The sequence below is a fragment of the Dolichospermum sp. DET69 genome (assembly GCA_017355425.1).
In the GTDB taxonomy this organism is placed as follows: domain Bacteria; phylum Cyanobacteriota; class Cyanobacteriia; order Cyanobacteriales; family Nostocaceae; genus Dolichospermum.
Genome location: CP070233.1, coordinates 4639468 through 4660294, shown reverse-complemented (window position 1 = coordinate 4660294; position 20827 = coordinate 4639468). Strand labels below are relative to the sequence as shown.

20 protein-coding genes and 2 pseudogenes are annotated in these 20827 nt (G+C 36.1%); 16 read left to right on the top strand and 6 right to left on the bottom strand.

All coding sequences use genetic code 11. The annotated features are described in order from the left end of the window. Positions 1-67: 67 nt before the first annotated feature. The gene (locus EZY12_21360) at positions 68-1243 is read left to right on the top strand and encodes an ISH3 family transposase (GenBank protein ID QSX67246.1); all 1176 of its coding nucleotides are present in this window, start codon (positions 68-70) and stop codon (positions 1241-1243) included. 143 nt (positions 1244-1386) lie between these two features. On the opposite strand, the pseudogene EZY12_21355 reads toward EZY12_21360, so the two are convergent. From EZY12_21355 to EZY12_21340, 4 genes and pseudogenes are all read right to left on the bottom strand, one after another. Further along, a pseudogene (locus tag EZY12_21355) lies at positions 1387-2532 on the bottom strand (AMP-binding protein). Between the two features lie 351 nt (positions 2533-2883). Next, complete coding sequence (locus EZY12_21350) at positions 2884-3855, bottom strand: sterol desaturase family protein (protein ID QSX67245.1); 972 nt, start codon at positions 3853-3855, stop codon at positions 2884-2886. Between the two features lie 748 nt (positions 3856-4603). Continuing rightward, positions 4604-5656, bottom strand: coding sequence for a tellurite resistance TerB family protein (locus tag EZY12_21345; GenBank protein ID QSX67244.1), 1053 nt, complete (start codon positions 5654-5656; stop codon positions 4604-4606). A gap of 35 nt (positions 5657-5691) precedes the next feature. Continuing rightward, entirely contained in the window at positions 5692-6096 is a 405-nt protein-coding gene (locus EZY12_21340; GenBank protein QSX67243.1) for a hypothetical protein, read from the bottom strand. Positions 6097-6230: 134 nt separating this feature from the next. Between EZY12_21340 and EZY12_21335 the strand changes: the two genes are divergently transcribed. The 4 genes from EZY12_21335 to EZY12_21320 all read left to right on the top strand — a co-directional run bounded on the left by EZY12_21335 (position 6231) and on the right by EZY12_21320 (position 12342). Further along, positions 6231-7718, top strand: coding sequence for a phospholipid carrier-dependent glycosyltransferase (locus EZY12_21335; GenBank protein QSX67242.1), 1488 nt, complete (start codon positions 6231-6233; stop codon positions 7716-7718). A 651-nt stretch (positions 7719-8369) separates the two neighbouring features. After that, a complete protein-coding gene (locus tag EZY12_21330; protein ID QSX67241.1) occupies positions 8370-10679 on the top strand; it encodes a GAF domain-containing protein in 2310 nt (769 codons plus the stop codon). Beyond that, positions 10624-11064 carry a response regulator gene (locus EZY12_21325; protein ID QSX67240.1) on the top strand — a complete coding sequence of 147 codons (441 nt, stop codon included), beginning with the start codon at positions 10624-10626 and terminating at the stop codon, positions 11062-11064. Before EZY12_21330 ends, EZY12_21325 begins: the two co-directional genes overlap by 56 nt. A gap of 114 nt (positions 11065-11178) precedes the next feature. Next, positions 11179-12342, top strand: a complete 1164-nt coding sequence (locus EZY12_21320; protein QSX67239.1) for a hybrid sensor histidine kinase/response regulator — start codon at positions 11179-11181, stop codon at positions 12340-12342. 507 nt (positions 12343-12849) lie between these two features. On the opposite strand, the gene EZY12_21315 is transcribed toward EZY12_21320, so the two are convergent. Together EZY12_21315 and EZY12_21310 are read right to left on the bottom strand one after the other, a co-directional pair. Next, positions 12850-13455 carry a Uma2 family endonuclease gene (locus EZY12_21315; GenBank protein ID QSX67238.1) on the bottom strand — a complete coding sequence of 202 codons (606 nt, stop codon included), beginning with the start codon at positions 13453-13455 and terminating at the stop codon, positions 12850-12852. Positions 13456-13750: 295 nt separating this feature from the next. Next, a complete protein-coding gene (locus EZY12_21310) occupies positions 13751-15328 on the bottom strand; it encodes a DUF4070 domain-containing protein (GenBank protein ID QSX67237.1) in 1578 nt (525 codons plus the stop codon). Between the two features lie 296 nt (positions 15329-15624). Here EZY12_21310 and EZY12_21305 point away from each other — a divergent pair, with 296 nt between their 5' ends. From EZY12_21305 to EZY12_21255, 11 genes and pseudogenes are all read left to right on the top strand, one after another. Further along, positions 15625-15858: a DUF433 domain-containing protein gene (locus tag EZY12_21305; GenBank protein ID QSX67236.1), complete on the top strand. Its 234-nt coding sequence runs from the start codon at positions 15625-15627 to the stop codon at positions 15856-15858. A gap of 138 nt (positions 15859-15996) precedes the next feature. Then, positions 15997-16632 carry a hypothetical protein gene (locus tag EZY12_21300; protein ID QSX67235.1) on the top strand — a complete coding sequence of 212 codons (636 nt, stop codon included), beginning with the start codon at positions 15997-15999 and terminating at the stop codon, positions 16630-16632. Between the two features lie 40 nt (positions 16633-16672). Beyond that, on the top strand, positions 16673-17842 hold the full coding sequence (locus tag EZY12_21295; protein QSX67234.1) for a hypothetical protein: 1170 nt from the start codon (positions 16673-16675) through the stop codon (positions 17840-17842). 80 nt (positions 17843-17922) lie between these two features. Then, on the top strand, positions 17923-18126 hold the full coding sequence (locus tag EZY12_21290; protein QSX67233.1) for a hypothetical protein: 204 nt from the start codon (positions 17923-17925) through the stop codon (positions 18124-18126). A 199-nt stretch (positions 18127-18325) separates the two neighbouring features. After that, on the top strand, positions 18326-18532 hold the full coding sequence (locus EZY12_21285) for a hypothetical protein (protein ID QSX67232.1): 207 nt from the start codon (positions 18326-18328) through the stop codon (positions 18530-18532). Then, complete coding sequence (locus tag EZY12_21280; GenBank protein QSX67231.1) at positions 18522-18911, top strand: type II toxin-antitoxin system VapC family toxin; 390 nt, start codon at positions 18522-18524, stop codon at positions 18909-18911. Before EZY12_21285 ends, EZY12_21280 begins: the two co-directional genes overlap by 11 nt. A 94-nt stretch (positions 18912-19005) precedes the next feature. Further along, positions 19006-19299 (top strand): DUF433 domain-containing protein, encoded by a 294-nt coding sequence (locus EZY12_21275; GenBank protein QSX67230.1) that lies wholly within the window; start codon positions 19006-19008, stop codon positions 19297-19299. Continuing rightward, positions 19296-19641 (top strand): annotated as a pseudogene (locus EZY12_21270) (DUF5615 family PIN-like protein). The gene EZY12_21275 and the pseudogene EZY12_21270 overlap by 4 nt, the downstream one beginning before the upstream one ends. A 33-nt stretch (positions 19642-19674) precedes the next feature. Beyond that, a complete protein-coding gene (locus EZY12_21265; GenBank protein QSX67229.1) occupies positions 19675-19995 on the top strand; it encodes a nucleotidyltransferase domain-containing protein in 321 nt (106 codons plus the stop codon). Further along, positions 19992-20387: a HEPN domain-containing protein gene (locus EZY12_21260; protein QSX67228.1), complete on the top strand. Its 396-nt coding sequence runs from the start codon at positions 19992-19994 to the stop codon at positions 20385-20387. Before EZY12_21265 ends, EZY12_21260 begins: the two co-directional genes overlap by 4 nt. A 34-nt stretch (positions 20388-20421) precedes the next feature. Continuing rightward, a complete protein-coding gene (locus EZY12_21255; GenBank protein ID QSX67227.1) occupies positions 20422-20652 on the top strand; it encodes a DUF433 domain-containing protein in 231 nt (76 codons plus the stop codon). The last annotated feature ends 175 nt before the right edge of the window (positions 20653-20827 follow it).

The following is a 20827-nucleotide window of genomic DNA, read 5'->3' as shown; positions in this document are numbered from 1 at the left end:
ATCATAATTTGCACTGGATCAAAATATGAAATGATGAAAGTAGTGTGTAGCATATTGGCTGAAAAAATTGACTGTTTCATCTCTAACAAAAGCCACGCGGGGCGAGTCTACAGAAGAACTCGTTTTAACCGACTCAGAAACTCTTGATGAGGTTATTCAGTGTTTAGTAGAAAATTTTTCGATTGAAACGCAAGGAGCCTGTGACCAACAAACTTTATTCGAGATTCTGGTTAAAGCAGCCAGCACTGGAGACAGTATTGAAAACACAGCTAAATTGTTAAAAAATATTCCGACAGCTAATGATATTAGATATCATCTCAATAAAATTAACAATTTTGAGGAATTAGAAGCGCAAATAAATCAAGCATTAAAAAGTCGAATTCCTTTAGGATTAAAAAAAGGGTGTTTGAAAATAGCGATTGATTTAAATTTAATTTGTTATTATGGTCAACCAACATCGTCAGAATTACCCTACATATATCGAAGTGAAGCTAAATCTGGTACTAATTCATTTTATGCCTATGCCACTTTATATGTTATTAGTAATAATAAGCGTGTAACTCTAGCAATAAGAGGTGTTCGCCAATTAGATACTAGTGTGGCTTTAATTACTTATTTATTAGCAGAACTTGAATCCCTAAAAATAAATGTAAAAAAACTCTATTTGGATAGGGGATTTTTTAATACTCCTGTAATTAGATGGTTACAGGCATTAGATATTCCCTTTCTTATGCCTGCTATCAAGACTGGAAAAAAAGGAGGAATCAAACAATTCCTCAAGGGTAAAAAAAGTTATAAAACTACCTATACTATTACAAGAGACAAAGATGATTTTGTCACATTTGATTTATGGATCGTCTGTAAATATAGAAAGGGAAAGCATAAAAAGCATGGGGTTCAATACTTTGTTTATGTTGCTTATAAGGTCAAAACAAATTTAAATTATATCTATCAAGATTATCGAAAAAGATTTGGCATTGAAACCAGTTATCGTCTGAAAAATATTTGTCGAATTAAGACGAATAACAAAAATCCAGTCTTGAGATTACTATTCATTGGAATATCCTTTCTTCTAATTAACATCTGGGTGAATCTACTATGGCTCAAAATCAGTCGTAAAAGGAAAGGTAGTAGATTAATTTATCGCACACTTTTTACACTCAAACAGATGTTAGCCTTTTTATCTCAAGCCCTACAGAAGAAATATCAAGTCGTTGAAAGCATTTATATTCCATCCGGTTAGCGTCAAGAAATTATTAACCAGCTAATCATAAGTAATTATTATCTATACTATGTCTGCTGATTAGAGTATCGGGAATAAAAAAGTATTTTATACTACACAGTATTTGGCGATCTCCCTTCAGGAAAAAACTTTTTGGTTTACTGAATATGGACTTCTCCCGATCCTCCTATGGGGACTTCTTCCATATTGGCGTTAAGGACATAAACTTGTTGAATATTTGCTAAAGGATGACCAACGGGAACATAGCCATCTTCAAGATCGTAGTCTGCGGGAACAGTATAAAAACCATGGCCAATACTTTCAGTTTGACCAAGAATATTAAAAAATTGGGGTGGTGTTTTGAATAGGTTGCGTAACTTTTTAATTAGTTGATAGGGTAGTAATTCGCCACCAAATACTATTAATCTTAATTTTGATTCGCTCAGAGATTCTGTATATTGTTGGTCTAAACTTTCTAAAGCAATGAGTCCATATCGCCATACAGAGGGTACACCATCACAAATAGTAACACCACGTTTTTGAATTAATTCAAATAGACTTAAAGGAGTTCTGGTTTGTTCACGAGTAGCAAGAATACTGGTTGCACCTTGAGATAAAGGTAAAAATAATTGTCTGACTGAAGCAGTAAAAGAGAAAGATGCTGTGTGGAGATAAATATCGTTACTATTAACTGGTAATATTTTAGCGATCGCCTCAAGATAATTACAAATACTACCATGAGGCATTTGTACACCTTTTGGCTTACCAGTAGAACCAGAAGTATAGATTAAATAAGCGAGATTTTCGGCTGTGACTCCACTAACTGGATCATGGGAACTTTGACACTCTATTTTCTGCCAATCTGTATCTAAGCAAATTGTTGTGGAGTTTTCCGGTAGAGATACTACCCATTGTTGTTGTGTCACCACAAATTGCAATTTAGTATCTTCTAGCATAAATGCTATGCGTTCTTGGGGATAGGCTGGATCTATGGGTACATAAGCACCTCCAGCTTTAAGAATACCAAGAATACCGATAATCAGGTCGAGCGATCGCTCTACGCACAAGCCGACCATGACTTCAGCACCTACACCAATACTCTGTAAATAATGTGCTAACTGATTGGCTTTATCATTCAATTCTTGGTAGGTAAGTTGCTGATTTTCAAATATTGTCGCTACTGAATCTGGCGCTGCTTTTACCTGAATTGCAAATAAATCATGGATACAAAAACCATTTTCTGGCAAATCATTGATGATCGTAGTCGAATCCGACAAATTTGAACTCAAATCTAATTTCATGTTATTCATAACTATATTTTTGACTTAATTTGCATTGAGATTGTTGATAGGAAATTACTTTTTAAGTAGTCGTGCCAAATTAATTGAACATTTTAAAAATCCCTAAACCAATTAATTTTGTAGGGGCAAACCCCCTGTGGTTGCCCGAAATATGGGGGTATTTTAAAAATCCCTAAACCAATTAATTTTGTAGGGGCAAACCCCCTGTGGTTGCCCGAAATATGGGGGTATTTTAAAAATCCCTAAACCAATTAATTTTGTAGGGGCAAACCCCCTGTGGTTGCCCGAAATATGGGGGTAGGCACAGGGGCGCTACCCCTACATTAAATCTAAATCTTTCATGTAATTAATTTTGCCTGCCTACTTAGATATTTGTTGGTTGTAACTTTGCCAAATAGATTTAAATGGCTGTACCAATAAATTAATCGGATTATTAAATAAACTTGATTCCCCATCTGACAGACCAAAATCCAGCTTTTCATAACCTTTCGGTATATACAAAGTCCCAAATATCCAGTCCCAAAAAGACAGAATATAACCAAAGTTTTTATCATAATGCTTTGGCTCAACACTATGATGAATATGATGTTGAGCAGGACTCATCAACATATAACTAACTTTATAGGGGTAGTTCAACCAAATATGAGAATGTCGTAAGTTAGCACCAGTTAGATAAAATAGGAATATCTCCCAGTTAACTCCATAAATGGATAAAAGGGAGACTTGATTACCAAATAAATAAATCCAAATTCCCGTGGTAGAACCCAGCATTACCGTCGCAAAGATCATACTTAATATTAAATCAAAGGGATGAGAGCGATAAACAGTCATCGGAGTTAGTACATCCGCAGAATGATGGACTTTATGAAATTCCCAAAAGAATGAACTTCTATGAGCTAAATAATGGTAACAATAATAGGCAAAATCCCCCGCTAAAGCCACAAAAATACTCAATATGACATAATGATACCAATGAGGATTGGTAATTAAAAAAGGCGTTGTCAGGTGCGTAATTTCTGTTAAATAATGACAAATGATATTTGCTAGATTTGGTAGAGAGAATATAACTGGCAATATTACAAATATTTCTAAGAGCGAAGATAAAAAATAATACTTATATTCAGCGATCGCTGAAGGATGTAAATAAACTGCTTTTGGCAAAAGATACTGTCTTAAATTTATCTGTTCGTCTTGTTGAGATAACCCTAATTTATATATAATCAAAGCTAGTAACAAAGCCGAAAAAATGTATAACCAATAAATCTGAGATGAGCTTATAAATGGCACTAGGAATGGATAAAAAATCCGCAGATTTTGAATTTGTGTAATCATGTTAGATATTGGAAAAATAAAAATCTAGTAGATACTTCTGAAAATTATCTGGGGATTTGATATTTAAGGGACTTCCAAGAAATAAATTATCCCAATAAACGAACCACAGAGGCACAGAGAACACAGAGAGAGAATTTTTGCGTCAGTTTTGGGACATTTTTTTATTTGGAAGTCCCTAAAGGAGAAAATAGACACATTTCATACACAAGATGTATAATTTTTTGGGTATTTTCTAATCTATGTACTATATCATGTAAAACGTATAACAGAACCTAATTATTTACAAACGCGAATTTATGAGAAATTCAAAGAAAAATGCTCAAAAACCATGAAAAACTATCTTTGAAAAGTTAAAATCGTTCAATTACTTCTTTATCCTGAGTTTTACACGATTTTTAAGCTGTATTATAGTTGTGGTGATGTTTCCAAAATTACCACAACTATAATATTTTACATTCAAGAGAAATACCCTAGTACCGCAAGGCGAAAGTCAAAAGTCAAAAGTCAAAAGTCAAAAATAATATGGCGTAAGCTTTTTGGCGATTGAGAATGGTTGTTTTATTTACGCCGTGCTGTACTAGTACCGCTTCGCGGAAGTCAAAAATCAAAAGTAATATGGAACCAGCTTTTGAACGATTTTTGGCGTTGCTGACTTTAGGAATAAGGGGAGGGTTAGGGTGGGGTAAAAGATATTTGATACATCAATCATGATTTTATGGCTACGCCACGCAAGCTATCAAAGACGCTCTTAGGCAAATTCAATCGTGCTAACAAAATCTAAAATAGTTTGTTTCATTTTCGCAGCCTCTTCTTTGACTGAACCAGGTAGTTCACCATTTACAAAGCTGCGTTGACTACTAACTATATACAAACATTCATTATTGACAAAGGACAATAATCCTCTATAGGCATCTAATCTGATCCCATTGCCGTTATTTTCATGCTTAGATATAGTTGAACCTTTGGGCATATTTACTAATACATAGTAAGATGTTTCCAAAGTATCTTCCAAATATTCTGTATACTTGACTTCAGCACTAGGAACTTGAGAAATAATTGTCTGGGGGACATATTTATTGACAAGAACAGATTTAAGATATGTTTCATCTTCTTGAGATTCTAGATCATCAATCTGTTCTAGAGTGAGAGGATAATAATCAATTCTGAGTAAAGTGCCAATATCATTAGAAAAGCTCACCATTCCTTCTTCAGCTTGAATTTTTCCACCCTGTTCAGAATCCAGAGGAACAGGAACTATAAAGTTACCCAAGGGTGATTGATAAAATTGTTCACCCGATTCATTCAAGATTACAGCTTCATATTCTTCATCTAGATATTCTTCCTCATCTCCTGCTTCTATGGAGTCAATTACCTCTTTAATAATTTCTTCTGCTTCTTCATCATCCAGTTCTAAAGCTTTTTGTAATTGTTTCAGAAAAACCTTTTTATTAGCAGGAATAATCATATTTTCTGCATCTAAAAGCATAATCACTCCAGCCGCAAAACCATCTAAAACTACTTCATCAGAAATCCCCGCACTAGCAGCATTAAACAAAGAACCTAATCCAGCTTCCTCGGCAATTTCTACAAGTCTATCCACTGTTTCTAGCATTTCTTCTTCTGAGTATTCATCAAATATCTCAAATTCCCAGAGAATATCAGCTAAACTTTCCGCATCTATATCTTCAGTACCCGAATCAACTATTGTTGTAATCACAGCAATTGCTGCTACTGCTTCTTGTTTATTCAATGATTCTTTTATTGTCTCTTTCGATTGAAAAATATAATCATACTTGGTCATAACTGCTATCTCCTTAATTAATCGGTTGTTTGTACTTAATTACTAGGTTGAGAAATCCGGGTTTCAATATCTTCTAATGTCCGTAATAATAGACGATTTGCCTGTAATTGCCAACCCCATTTTTGAATTCTAAAAGCAACTACAGTCCCCCCTATAGCTGCTAATAAGCCAATGGGTTGATTTAGAGAAATCCCAAGTAGCAAACCCAAACCAGCAATTCCCCAAAATGGCAAGGCCACGACTTGTCTCTGCTCCTCCACAACTTCTGCAATTTTACTAGATGGTATTGTAGCTAATAATGTTGCTTTTACTTGCCTCTGTTCCGCTAATGATACTGATAAACCAATCTTGCGGCGAAGTTTTTCCATTTTGCGGGCATCAGTGCTATACTCCGTAAGTTCATCTTCTGCCATTTTTACCAATCGCTCTAATTGTGCCATAGTAAATTAAGTTTTCTGACTGTATTAGAGCTATTATTCTATATTTGTGGACAACAACAACAAGATCCCCGACTTCTTTAAGAAGTCGGGGATCTAACTCTAGTTAGTTTTTTCCAAAATATCTGAAGAACATCATGAAAAAAACTTGGTTTCGATTAGGAATAATAGGCATATTTCTGCTTTCATGTAGCTTGCGTTTTTGGGGACTCAGCCGATTTAATACTTTAGTATTCGATGAAGTCTATTTTGCTAAATTTGGCAATAATTATCTTACCCATACACCATTTTTTAATGCTCATCCCCCACTAAGTCAATATATGATTGGGTTGGGTATTTGGATTAGTAGTCATATTCCCATTGGCCGAGATACTGTAAATAGTCTTACAGGTTCTTTATTATCCCCTTGGAATTATCGGTGGGTAAATGCTCTCATTGGTTCATTGATTCCCGTAGTAGTGAGTTTATTAACTTATCAATTTAGTTATCGTCATCGTTTTGCTTTATTAGCCGGATTTTTTACAGCTTGTGATGGCTTATTTTTAGTAGAATCTCGTTATGCTTTAAGTAACGTATATATAGTTATCTTTGGTTTACTCGGACAATGGTTTTTATTATTAGCATTAGAGAAGCAAAAACGTTGGTTTTGGTTAATTTTTTCTGGTGTAAGTTTTGGAGCTTCTATTGGGACAAAATGGAACGGTTTATGGTTTCTCTGTGGTGCTTATGGTTTATGGATAGCAGCTTGGATAATTCGCTGGTTACAATCTCTGGATAATAGCTCCCGCGTGCCATTATTTTCTTATTTACATTTTTTTAATCACCAGAATAATTCCTCAGTTGTTACCATAAAAACACCTTTACAAAATCTGGCTAAATTAAATATTTGGCAAATGTTTTCCTATTTAGGAATTATTCCCGCAGTTATTTATAGTCTGATTTGGATTCCTCATCTCCAACTTGATCAAAGATATGGATTTATTGAAGTTCATAAACAAATCTTACACTTTCATCTCCAGTTAGGTGGTAATAGTCCTAGTGTTCATCCTTATTGTGCAGCATGGTACAAATGGCCATTATTAACTCGGCCAATGGCTTATTTCTATGAAACTACTCAAAGTATTCATGATAGCTTACCTGTATTCGGACCACCTTTACCTAGTGGTGCAGGTAAGATAATTTATGATGTTCATGCGATAGGTAATCCATTTTTATGGTGGTTTGGTTTAGCTGCTATGATCTTTCTAATTGGGATGGTAATAATGAAAATTGCTATGCCGGCAATAGAAAAAAAGCGGTTATTTATCCCTAAAAATCTCAGCCTTGATACTTGGATTGGTTTATTTTTAGTCATAAATTATGCAGCTAATCTCCTTCCGTGGGTAGAGGTAACAAGGTGTGTTTTTATCTATCATTATATGTCTGCTGTTATCTTTACATTTATAGCGATCGCTTGGTTTGTTGATCAATGTCTGCTGAGTTATTATCGCACATTACGGATTGTAGGGGTAACTATAACTTTTATTATTATCGCTGCCTTTATTTTCTGGATGCCTATTTATTTAGGTTTACCCATATCTCCTGATGGTTATAGAATGCGGATGTGGTTTAATTCTTGGATTTGATTTAAATTCTGATCTTTTTCTGGATGTTGGTGATTAAGAGTAGAGACGTTCCATGGAACGTCTCTACACCTAAATTTATACTTGGTTTCATCTACACCTAAATTCTGCTTTTTTCTTAATATATGTACACAAATACTGTAGCTTTAATCATGAAAATTTTTACATTTCTTATCTATATATAAGGGAATGAATAGTGAAACTATGTAAGAATAAAGTATGAAAGTAAATACAACTTTAGGGATCATTCTAAAAAGTAGTAATACGGATTAGATGTGAACCAGACCACCCTGAGTGTAGTCAAAGGGTAAACGTTATTTAAGTCATGACACCTTGGGATTCGCTAGTTCCATGATCTGTCGGTACTGATTAAACATTCTGAAAGGAAAGTGTCTTTACCTTAACAAGCTTAGATAACTAGGTTGAAGCAAACTTTACTTAGAAATAATGACTGGTCAAACCGACCGTAAACGTCAATAGTAGGAAATATTTTTCTGCTATTGACTACGAAACACTACATTATTCTGAGATTAGGACCTATGGCTTTGTCACTATCAAAGCTACTAAATCAAAAAGAATTTTTACAGGTGTGAGGAATTTAGATGTAAAGCTACATACATATTTTGGACTCCAGAATCATGGAGGAAAGACTTTATGGATATCAATGTCAAGCAGCAGTATGTTAATATCAACAGCTTAAAAGAAGCACCAATACATTTGGTTAGTGAAATTCAACCACATGGGGTTTTGTTGGTCTTAAAAGAGCCAGATTTACAAATATTACAAATTAGTCAAAATACTTTCAGCACTTTTGGCATATCTCCAGAAGATATGGTGCAACAGGAATTAGAAGATATACTAGATCCTTACCAAATCCAAAAAATTAAGTTTTGGTTATCGGAAGAGAACCTTGATTTTATTAATCCTACTAAAATTTGGATTAAGAAGCAAGGAGATGAATATACAGTATTTGATGCCACTTTTTATCGTCATTCTCAAGGGTTTCTTATCTTAGAATTAGAACCTACTGCATCTCAAGAGAATATTCCCTTTTTAAGTTTTTATCATTTAGCTCAAGCCTCAGTTAATCGGTTAGAAAAAAGTAAAAGCTTCCACGATTTTAGTCAAATCATTGTGCAAGAAATCCGCAAAATGACCGAATTTGACAGAGTAATGTTATATAAATTTGCTGATGATGGACATGGTTCTGTAATTGCTGAAGAAAAAATAGATACTTTAGAACCTTATTTAGGTTTACATTATCCAGAATCAGATATTCCTCGGCCAGCGCGACAATTATTTTTAGAAAACTCGATTAGAGTTATTCCCGATACAAACTTTCAATCATCAGCCGAACTTTTTCCCAAAATTAACCCAGTTAGTGGAAAACCTATTGATTTAACGAATTCCATTCTCAGAAGTGCTGCACCATGTCATATAGATTATTTACATAATATGGGTGTGGGTGCATCTTTGACAATCTCCTTAATTAAGGATAACAAACTTTGGGGTTTAATTGCTTGTCATCACCAAGCACCCAAATTTGTTTCTTATGAATTACGGAAAGCTTGTGAATTTTTAGGAAGAATCATATTTTCAGAAATTTCTGGAAAAGAAGAAACAGAAGACTACGACTATCAGATAAATTTAAAACAAGTTCAATCATCGTTGGTTGAATATATGTCTCAAGAAGATAACTTTATTGATGGTTTAGTCAGAAATCAACTAAATCTGCTGGATTTAACTAATGCTGAAGGTGCAGCGGTGTATTTTGGTGGCAAGTATACCCTAATTGGAAATACTCCCACAGAAGAAGAACTGAATTTTTTAGTGGAATGGCTGAAAAATAATGTAAAAGATGAGGTATTTTCCACAGATTCTTTACCGAGTATGTATCCAGATGCGATTAGTTTTAAAAATGTCGCTAGTGGTTTATTAGCTATTCCCATTTCTAAGCAAAATTATGTATTGTGGTTTCGACCAGAAATAATTCAAACTGTAAATTGGGGTGGAAATCCTCATCAAGCTTTTTCAGTTGATCAATCTGAAGGAAATGTCCGATTATCTCCCCGCAAATCATTTGACTTATGGAAAGAAATAGTTCAATTAACATCTTTACCTTGGCAAAATGTAGAAATTAAAGCTGCATTGGAATTACGAAAATCAATCATCAATATTGTCTTACGTCAAGCTGATGAATTAGCCCAATTAGCCCAAAATTTACAACGTTCTAATGCAGAATTGAAAAAATTTGCCTATGTCGCTTCCCATGATTTGCAAGAACCACTCAATCAAGTAGCCAATTATGTGCAACTCTTGGAAATGCGTTATGTCCCAGAACTAGACGTAGATGGAAAAGAGTTTATTGGTTATATCGTTGAAGGTGTAAGTTTAATGCAGACGTTAATTGATGACGTACTCGCATACTCTAAAGTAGATACATTAGGAACTGCTTTTCAAGTCACGTCGGTAGGAACAGCTTTAAATCGAGTTTTGAAGAATTTACATCAACGCATTACTGAAACTGGCACAATCATTACCTATGATCCCTTACCCGCAGTCATGGCTAATGAAACACAATTAATTCAGCTATTTTTGAATCTTATTGGTAACGCGATTAAATTCCACAGTAGTCAACCACCAAAAATTCATATTAGTGCAAAAAGACTAGAAGATGAATGGTTATTCTCAATTAAAGATAACGGAATTGGTATAGATCCGCAATTTGGCGATCGCATTTTTATCATCTTTCAACGTCTACACACTAGAGATGAATATTCTGGTACGGGAATGGGTTTAGCAATTTGTAAAAAAATTATCGAATGTCATGGGGGGCGAATTTGGGTAGAGTCTCAAGATGGCCAAGGGGCAACTTTTTACTTTACGATTCCCATCAGAGGCCGTGATCATGAACGTCAAAATGGCAGAAACACACAAAACAATCTTTCTGGTGGAGGACAATAAAGCTGATGTTCGTCTCATCCAAGAAGCATTGAAAATCATCTCCTTACCCCATCAAGTAGTCACAGTTAGGGATGGTATAGAAGCTATAACTTACCTCCATCAAGAGGGAGAATATACTAACGCACTACGCCCTGACTTAATCTTATTGGATTTGAATTTACCTCAAAAAAATGGCATAGAGGTATTAGAAGAAATTAAATCTGATCCTCGATTAAAATCCATTCCCGTCATCATATTAACAACTTCAAAAAACCAAGATGATATTTTGCGTTGTTACAACTTACACGCTAACTGCTACATTGCCAAACCTCGTAACCTCAATCAGCTATTCCAAATCATCAAAAATATAGAGGAATTTTGGTTTTCTACCGCGATCTTACCATGAGAATAATTAGGATATATAAGAAGAATATGTGATTTTTTAAATACACGTAGGGTGGGCATTGACCACCAAAACCAACCTACCTTACTCAGAATTCATAACAGGTTAAATCAAGGAATGATTACTGCAACTGCCCCATTAAAAATCCTATTAATTGAAGATAACTTAGCAGAAGCTAGGTTATTACAAGAGTTTATTAAACTCACAAAATCTCAAAAATTTAGTTTAGTTCATGTCCAAAGACTCCAAGACGGTATCAACCAATTAAATAACGAAAAATATGACGTAATTTTGTTAGATTTGACTCTTCCTGACAGTCAAGGATTAGCTTCTATACCGCAGTTAATGGAGAAAGATCCGAGCATTTCTATCATAGTTATCACGAACACAAATGATGAAGAATTAGCCATTGAAGCAGTTAGAGAAGGAGCGCAAGATTATCTAGTCAAAAGACACGTAAATCCAGATATATTAGTGCGTTCGTGCAGATATGCTATAGAGCGTAAACAATGTTTAGAAAAATTACGTGTAGTCAATCAAACCTTAGAAACTCAAATCGAAAAAAAAACTACAGAACTCTTAAAATCCCAAGAAATTAATAAGCTTAAATCTGAATTTGTGACTATGCTTTCCCATGATATTCGTAATCCTTTAAATACCATTCTCCTAGCAGCGGGATTACTGCAAAAGTATGATGAAGAACTGACAAATGATGGAAGAATAAATCATTTACAACTTATCCGTAAAGCCATAAAAAATGTATCAAATTTATTAGATGAAGCCTCATTAATTGGTAAATCTGATTCAGGTAAATTATCCTACAAACCACACATCCTCGACTTAGAAAAATTATGCGATGAATTAGTAGAACAAGCTCAATTATCTGCCCAAGAAAAATACTTGAATTTAATTTTTACCAGTTCCGAACACTGTTTTGAATTCCTGGGGGATGAAACTCTATTAAAACACATTATCAGTAATTTACTCAATAATGCCATTAAATATGCAATTCCCGGTGGTACAGTCCTCTTTGAATTAATTAAACAAGAAAAAGACATAATTTTAAAATTTCAAGATCAAGGAATTGGCATTACTGAGAAAGACCAAAAACAACTATTTGAACCATTTCATCGGGGAGAAAATGTAGGGATAATTCCTGGTAGTGGTTTAGGATTAACAATCGTCAAACAGTGCATTCAAGACCACGGAGGTGACATTGCAGTTAATAGTCAAGTTGGAGTGGGTTCAACTTTTACAGTGACTTTACCGATCATTACGTAGGGTGGGCATTGCCCACCAAAAACCCCTAAGAGGATGTTTGATAGCTTACGTGGCGTTAGCAATAAAGTCCTTAGTGATGTATCAAAAAATTTTAGATCCCCCTAAATCCCCCTTAAAAAGGGGGACTTTGATGACCGTTCCCCCCTTGTTAAGGCTACGGTGTACACACATCTCTAGACAGGATGCTAAACCTTATCCAATCCCCCTAAATCCCCCTTAAAAAGGGGGACTTTGAAGAATTTAGCCCCCCTTTTTAAGGGGGGTTGGGGGGATCTAAACGTTGTGGGGCAACTCTAGAATACTTGTGTGTACACCGTAGCTTGTTAAGGCGGGTTAGGGGGGAATGGCTTCGCCACGCAAGCTATCAATAAGTGCCTAAAGCCACATCCAGAAACTTCTAAAACAACCCCTAAACTAAAACTTGCGCTTTTTCCTCTTCCAGCTTTACAGTCGCCTCTGTTGTTTGAAATTCAGCCACTTGAGCCTGAATTTAAATGCAGGAATTTTTTAATTTTTAATTGCTTCTGTTCCCAAATGGCGACGAAATTCTTTAACAGCTTCTAAGGGAGAAGACATTAACAAACAACGATTAAATAAATTTAAATCTAAATCTGGTAATAACTCACTTTTAACAATTTTCTCATATTCTGCTGACCGTAAGCAGTAAACAGCAAGTGTACCATCTTCCCAAAACCAAACTTCGGGAACTGCCATTAATTTATATTTTTCTAATTTAATCGGACTACCACTGGTAACAACAACTTCAATACATAAATCTGGTCTAGATTTATCAGTTCCTAAACAATAAGATAAATCAGCTTGATATTCAACTATTCCCGGAATAATTTGTGAATAACTACCACTAGGAAAAAATTCAATTTCCTGATCTAAAAAATACTGTCCTAACAACAAACCAATTAAATGACTAATCAACTCATGTAATTTACCAATACTCACAATTTCTAGCACTCCCTGACAATAAAATAAACGCACTCCTGGAACATTTTCAAAACTTTTTTGAATAACTTGAAATCTTTCCCAAGTTACTCCTGCACAGAAAAAACGTTGTTCTACTGATGGTAAAGCCAAAGAACTTTCCATAACTTGAGTCATAAGCCCTCCTTTAATGGTATAAATCCCTCATAGATCCCCGACTTCTTAGAGAATGTTTGAAAAGTTTTGGGCGAATATAAAGATGCCTCCGGCACGCTTCGCGTAGCTTGCTTCCCGAAGGGTACGCTACTACACAAGCAAAGTCCAGATGGTGCGTGGACTAACGAAAAATTAAGGTTATTTAACCCACGAAGGTGGGTTTTGTCTGTGTAGCTGTGACTTCTAGTCGCCAGGTGGGTATAAATTAGACTTTTCAAACACCCTCTTAAAGAAGTCGGGGATCTGGTACTACTTATTAAGCTACTACTTTTTCTTTCTCAATCACATAAGGTTTTTCTGCACCTTGGGCTAAATATTCAGCTAATTGACTTTCAATTTCATCGCGGACAATTTGCCGATATTCCATAAAATGCTCAATGTGAGCGCAGGTAGAAACGTATTGTTCAATTACCTTGGGATTATGCTTGAGGATACTAAAGAAATGATGCCAGAATTTCCAGCGAGTTTCCCGTTTAAAACCTTGTCTCCAAATGACAATTAATAAAGCTCTAATAACTACCCATTCTGGTGTTTTCGCTGGTGCTGTCCATTTGGGAGAACCTAACATCAAAAAACAGCGATAGGTGCGATCTAAATAGGCAGCAGGGTCATATAAAGCACAGAAGGCTTCCACATATTCCCTGGCTAATTCTTCCAGAGGACGGGTAGGAATAAAATTCATCAATGTAGTTTGATTGATGTTCCCGTCTTGGTTTTCCCGCAGTCTTCCTTCTTTGGTGAGCCGATGCCATAAAGCGGTATTAGGTAACGCCTGTAACATAGCAAAGGTGGTAGAAGGGATGGCTGCTAGTTCTGCAAAACGCACAATGCGATCGCCTGCACCAGCTTTTTCACCATCAAAACCAATAATAAACCCAGCCATGGGTCTTAAACCAGTTCTGATAATTGTTTCTACAGCTTCAGTTAAAGAACTGCGAGTATTTTGGAATTTCTTAGTTAGTTGTAAACTATCTTCATCTGGGGTTTCAATCCCCAAAAATACCGCTTTAAATCCACAATCAACCATCAACTCCATCATTTCTTGGTCTTGTGCCAAGTCAATAGAAGCTTCTGTGTCAAAATTGAAGGGATATTGATGATCTTCCATCCAAACTTTTAACTCTTTTAGCAACAATTTCACATTACGTTTGTTGCCAATAAAGTTATCATCCACCATAAACACACCCCGCCGCCAACCCAAATCATAGAGATAATCTAACTCTGCTAAAAGTTGTGCGGGATTTTTGGTTCTGGGTTTGCGTCCATACAACACAATGATGTCGCAAAATTCGCACTGGAAGGGACAACCCCGCGAAAACTGCACGGACATCATATCATAGGCATTAAACTCTAATAAATCAAACCGGGGAATCGGTGTACCAGTGACATCAGGTTTTTCTGTAGCCCGGAAAACTCCAGATTTTTCTCCCCGTTGCACAGCGTCCACAAACATGGGTAAAGTCAGTTCCCCTTCATCGAGAATCAGGAAATCTGCCCCTGCTGCTTCCACTTCATGGGGTGTGGATGTGGGATAAGGTCCACCCAAAGCTACGGACTTACCGCGTCTTTTTGCTTCCCGAATTTGTTCTAATAAGTCTTGTTTTTGGACAATCATGGCGGAGAAAATCACCATATCTGCCCATGCCCATTCTTCTTCTGTGGCGGCGCGGATGTTACGATCTACAAGTTTGAATTCCCACTCTTGGGGTAAAATTGCCGCTACTGTCACCAAACCCAATGGTGGTAACAAAACCTTTCTGTCAACCAATGCTAGGATTTTTTCATAGGACCAAAAGGTGCTTGGAAATATTGGATAAACTAGCAAAACACGCATAGTATCACCCCTCACGATTTATTTGTGATCTAACTGTAACTAAATTTAAGACTAATTGACTTTTTTCTCAAGCCTGTTGTATGTGAAAATGTCTGAATCAGGATGACCAGGATTTAAGGATTTACAGGATGAAGACTGGGATTTTATAACTAATTACCAGGCTCAATTAGATGACCAGCAACTTGAGTTAGTAACTATATATACGGTGTTTCCCTGTTCTCAAGATCCTAAAAAATGGCGTAATCGCTTAAAATAATATAATAGAGAAAGAATTTTTATATTTCAGGAGTCTCACCGTGCTGGCTCAATTAGATCGTATTACTGTTAATCCTAACGTTTGCCTTGGACAGCCAACAATCCGGGGAATGCGGATTACTGTGGGCTTTGTCTTGAAATTACTGGCTAGTAACCTTTCGGTTCAGGAAGTTTTAGCAGCTTATCCAGAATTAGAGGATGAAGATATTCGACAGGCTCTTAACTACGCAGCTTGGACTGTTTCAGATAGAATTGTAGGTATTCCTTCGGCATGAATAACCTTCACTTTCTTGCTGATGTGCATATTGCCCCTCTAACAGTTGCAGCTTTAAAATTGAAGGGTTAGGCTATTTATAGCCTGTTAAATAATAAATACGAGTCCTATATCCAAGTGAAGCATCAGAGAGTAGTTTATGTTGGAGTTTATTATCATATTGTTAGCTATAGCAGTTGTAGTTTGGGTTAGGTACAATGTTTCTACCAAAGGTAAAGCAGAGTTAAAAAGTATTGAAACTTGTATTATCCAAATAGAGAAAAACCCCAGTTTTCCTGAAATTTACGATAAGTTTATTGAAACTTGGAGGTCTTCCACATGGATTCCGCATGAAGACATATTTAATAGCGGTTATTATGATCGAATTCTTAAAATATGTGAGCAAAACTCATCCAATATTAAAGCTTGGCAGCTACTGGAACAAGTCTTACAAAGACTTAATATGAGTTTTGGAATCAATATAGCTGGAAAGCGAAATAGAGCCAATACATTCAGACTTCTAGCAGACAATCTTATGAAAGAGTTTCAAAATCAAGCTATAAAGGAGAGAATTATTTCTTTAATTCACCTTTCTATCGGTATTACACACGCTGAGGCGCAAGAGTTGTATAATACATCACTAAAAATACTAGAAGCTAATCCAAACAATCAAGAAACTAAGATGTTGGTTCTAGATTTGGGTAGACTTTACTACAGTATTTTAAGACCTAATAAGAAGCCTACTATTTATGATGAGCAAGCGATTCAAAATGATATTCTTGTACGATCTAAATAGCTTTTATTAAGTAAGTTAAACATTTACTGCTTTGTAATTTATGAAAGTCGCTTTCCATTTCAATGCTTTTCACTCAAGTCTAGGCTCAAATTACGGAAATAATATAGAGAAATTTATATTCAATATTCTTCTGAACCATCGGAATCTAAATTTATCATCAAAAATATTAACTGGAGATTTACTTCTATCGAATCTAGCTGTTGATGTTAGAAAAACAAGCTCAGGAACAGAAACGCGAAAGTTTAATCAAGATAAGTATTTTCAGGTTGTAAACCTTTGGCTTCATCCTGAGAATACTGTATGGTCAAGGATGATTAACGATAGCTTGATACAAGCGTTAAGAGACGAGATTTTCACAATTTGTTTTGAAACAATTGAAATGCAGCTTGTCAATTATTTGGATGAACAGCTTCGAGAAAAGACTGAAGCCTATTTGGGTGCAATGGAGGTAGATGATGCTTCCTATGTACATTGGTTTATATACTCAAATGCAATAGGTGTAAGATACAGAATTAATAATAAAAATGCCTCAGTGTTTTGGGATGGTTTTCCTGATGATGAATCAAAGGATGAATCTACTATTGAACGTCTTAGACAGATTGGCTTCAAACAAGTCAGTTTTGAAAGCTTGAATGGCAGATATTCAATCTTTGACGAGTACCATGATTTTGACCATGCGAGAAGAATTGCAGAATGGAAGAAAAATTGTGGCAATTTATTAGCTTTTGTTACTGACAGTGTAGCTCACAGATTAGGTGATACTGCTCCTGATCTTGGGAACAAATTATGGGCTACTTTAAAAACTTTTAATGAAGCTGAAACTAATGAAGAATTTGCTCAAGTTACTGCTTCCTGTAGACGAATAGTAGAATATGTTTCAGATGAATTATTCCCTCCCGTAGAAGAAAAAGCTGAAGAACACAAACTTGGAAAACCGCACTATAGAAATCGGCTTTTAGCATTTGCGGATGACACCAGAAAGAGTGATACCAATATTGACCTTATCTGTGTTAGTACAAAGACTCTGTGTGAGCAGATAGAAAAATTATCTAAGTTAGCTAACAAAGGGGTTCATTCGGAAGTTTATAGAGCAGAAACGCGTAGATGTTTATTGCGAACTATTATGCTATTAGATGACATTATTTCTCTAAAAGTCGGGGCGTTTGAAATAAAAACAAAGCTGAATTTTGATGATATTGGTTATACATAACTAAAGGAAAGCTTCGCTGTAAGAAACAGAACGTTTCTATCTAATAATATAGATATGCAAAGAAAATAAGAAGGTGCTAAATGGTAAAAAAAGAACTGTGGTTTATTGCTGAAGGAGAAGATGGCAGTAATTATTGGGTAAGGAAGAAAGGACGTTCTATTTACATAAGTGGACCAGATGGTCATGAGCATCTTTGTCATGCTTCTGTAACAAATCAAGACAAAGTTAAAAGTGAAATACTTATTGTTTTCCGCACCAAGGTTGTAAACATAAAACAACCATAAAAATTTTACACCCAATAGTGTGATCGACCCTCTTGTAGAGTTACATTTTTTTTATTAACCCACCTTTTTTCTTTGTATGAGTGCGATGTTTGCGACAAGGGAAGCGATCTTTATGGTTCATGTAGGATGATCAGGCGATCGCATGAGATAAACTAGAGGAGAGCGATTCCCACTTATTATGCTTTAGAGGTTGCAATATATGACAAACCGTGAGCAATTAATCCAAGAACTAGAACAAGCACCTGATGACCTTGTGCAAATGTTACTAGATTATTTACACCGTGTTCAGGCAACACGCAAAGATCATCCCCTGGCAAAATTTGCAGGAATTTTAAGCAACGCAGAAGCAACAGAGATAAAACAATCAATTGCTGAATGTCGGCAGGTGGATAAAAATGAGTGGTGAAATTGCTTTAGATACTTCTGTTGCAGTTCGTTTTTTAAATGGTGATACTGCAATTATTGAAAGAGTATTGACGTTACCAGAAGTTATTTTACCTTTAGTGGTAGCAGGAGAATTGTTATTTGGGGCTGAAAATTCATCGCGTCCATTACAAAATTTACCGCGTTATCTAGAGTTTATTTCAACTTGTACAGTTGTACACTTGGGAAGAGAAACAACTTCTATCTATGCTCGAACTCGTTTAATGCTGAAGCGCAAAGGCAGACCAATTCCAATGAATGATATTTGGATTGCTGCTCAGTGCTTGGAAAAAGGGTGGATATTAGTTACAGATGATACGGATTTTGATTATGTAGATGGGTTGGTATTGGAGCATTGGTAAGTGGTTAGACGAACTAAAATAATCATTAAAGTTTAGTCAGCCAGCTAAGTTGATAAACTAGAGAAAACATCAGACTATCTGAGCAACTTATCTTATGTTTGCTGAAACCTCCTCACGCTATGTTACCCGCAATCCTGAAATTTTAGGTGGAGAGCCAATTATTACAGGAACTCGTACATCAATCCGTGCTATTGTTGGTCTATGGCGATTAGGAATTATGCCAGAAGAAATACCTAATCATTTACCACATTTAACACTGGCACAAGTATTTGATGCCTTGAGTTTTTATCTTGATCATCAAGCAGAAATTAACGATTATATTGAACGAAATCAAGTGCCTAATGAATTGGTACATCCTGCTGTAAAGACTGCATTAGGCACATTATGACCATCTTTGCAGCACTTTATATAGATGAGGATATGTCCGCATTAGTCGCTACCATGAATGCGTTCTCGTGGTTTGGATGTGACAACCGTTCCCGAACAAGCAACCCTCGGAAAAACGGATCGTCAACAGCTTGAACTTGCAACTTCTCTAAATAGATGTATCCTCACCTATAACCGAGTTGATTTTGAACGACTGCATTTTCAATACATCGGGGAAGACAAACAGCATTCTGGCATTATCGTTGTCCCCCAGAAAAATGCCTATGAAATCGCACAACGGGTTGGTATTTTGGTAAATACATTAATGGCTGATGAAATTCACAATCAGCTATTGTATGCCTAATTCTCGTGAAAAGTTCAGATCACCTTCATCACCATGAACATTAACCTTCAGCCTATTCTCACTCACCTTAAACAAGAACTCACTGACCTGTATGGCGATCGCTTACAACACCTTACCCTTTTTGGTTCTCAAGCCCGTGGTGATGCAGAACCCGGATCAGATATAGATGTGTTGGTAGTGCTGAAGCCTCCAGTTAACCCCGGAGAAGAAATCAAACGCACGGGTAAAGCGATCGCCGATCTTTCCCTAGATTATGATGTTGTCATTAGCTGTCTTTTCATGGACGAAACCCACTACCAAACCCGCAATGGCTCTTTACTTCGTAATATCCGTAAAGAAGGCGTTCTTCTATGACCGACGAACAACGGGAACTCCTCCTCAAAGCCCAACAGAGTTTAGAAGCTGCAAAACTCCTACTCACCAACCACTTCCCAGACTACGCCACTTCCCGCGCCTACTACGCCATGTTCTACATTGCAGAAGCATTTTTAGAAGGTAAGGGACTTTCATTTTCTAAACATTCAGCCGTTATTGCTGCTTTTGGGCGAGAATTTGCCAAACCCCAATTAGTCCCAACTAATTTTCATCGGTTCCTAATTGAAGCACAGGAACTGCGAACAACTGGCGACTACGGACAATTGAACGCCGTCACAACAGACCAAGCCGCAGAACAAATTGACCGCGCGGAGGAATTTTTGTCCCTAGCAATTCAGGAGATCGGTGCAATAATTGATGAAATAGACTAATAAACACCTTCATATATTTGTAATCTGAATAACTATGGATTGGCAATCTCGAATTACTATTGACCCAAACATCTTAGTCGGTAAACCTATTATCAAAGGAACACGACTAGCTGTTGAATTTATCATCGATCTTCTGTCCCAAGGCTGGAGTAATGACGAAATTTTGCGTAATTATCCAGGTATTACCCTTGCAGACATTCAAGCCTGTCTTGCCTATGCTAGTGCTTCTCTAAAATCCGAAAAAATCTACGCTATTCCTGCCTAATTCATGCGTTTCCTTGCTAACGAAAACTTCCCCCTTGATGCTGTTGAAAATGACAAAGTGAGAATGAGGAATCTTCAAAAATAAGGGGATATAGGAAAATTTTCGCTGATTTTTTCTAAAAATAACCCACCTTTATTGTTTGCATCAGAGCGATCTCTTTGGTGAGGGAAGCGAT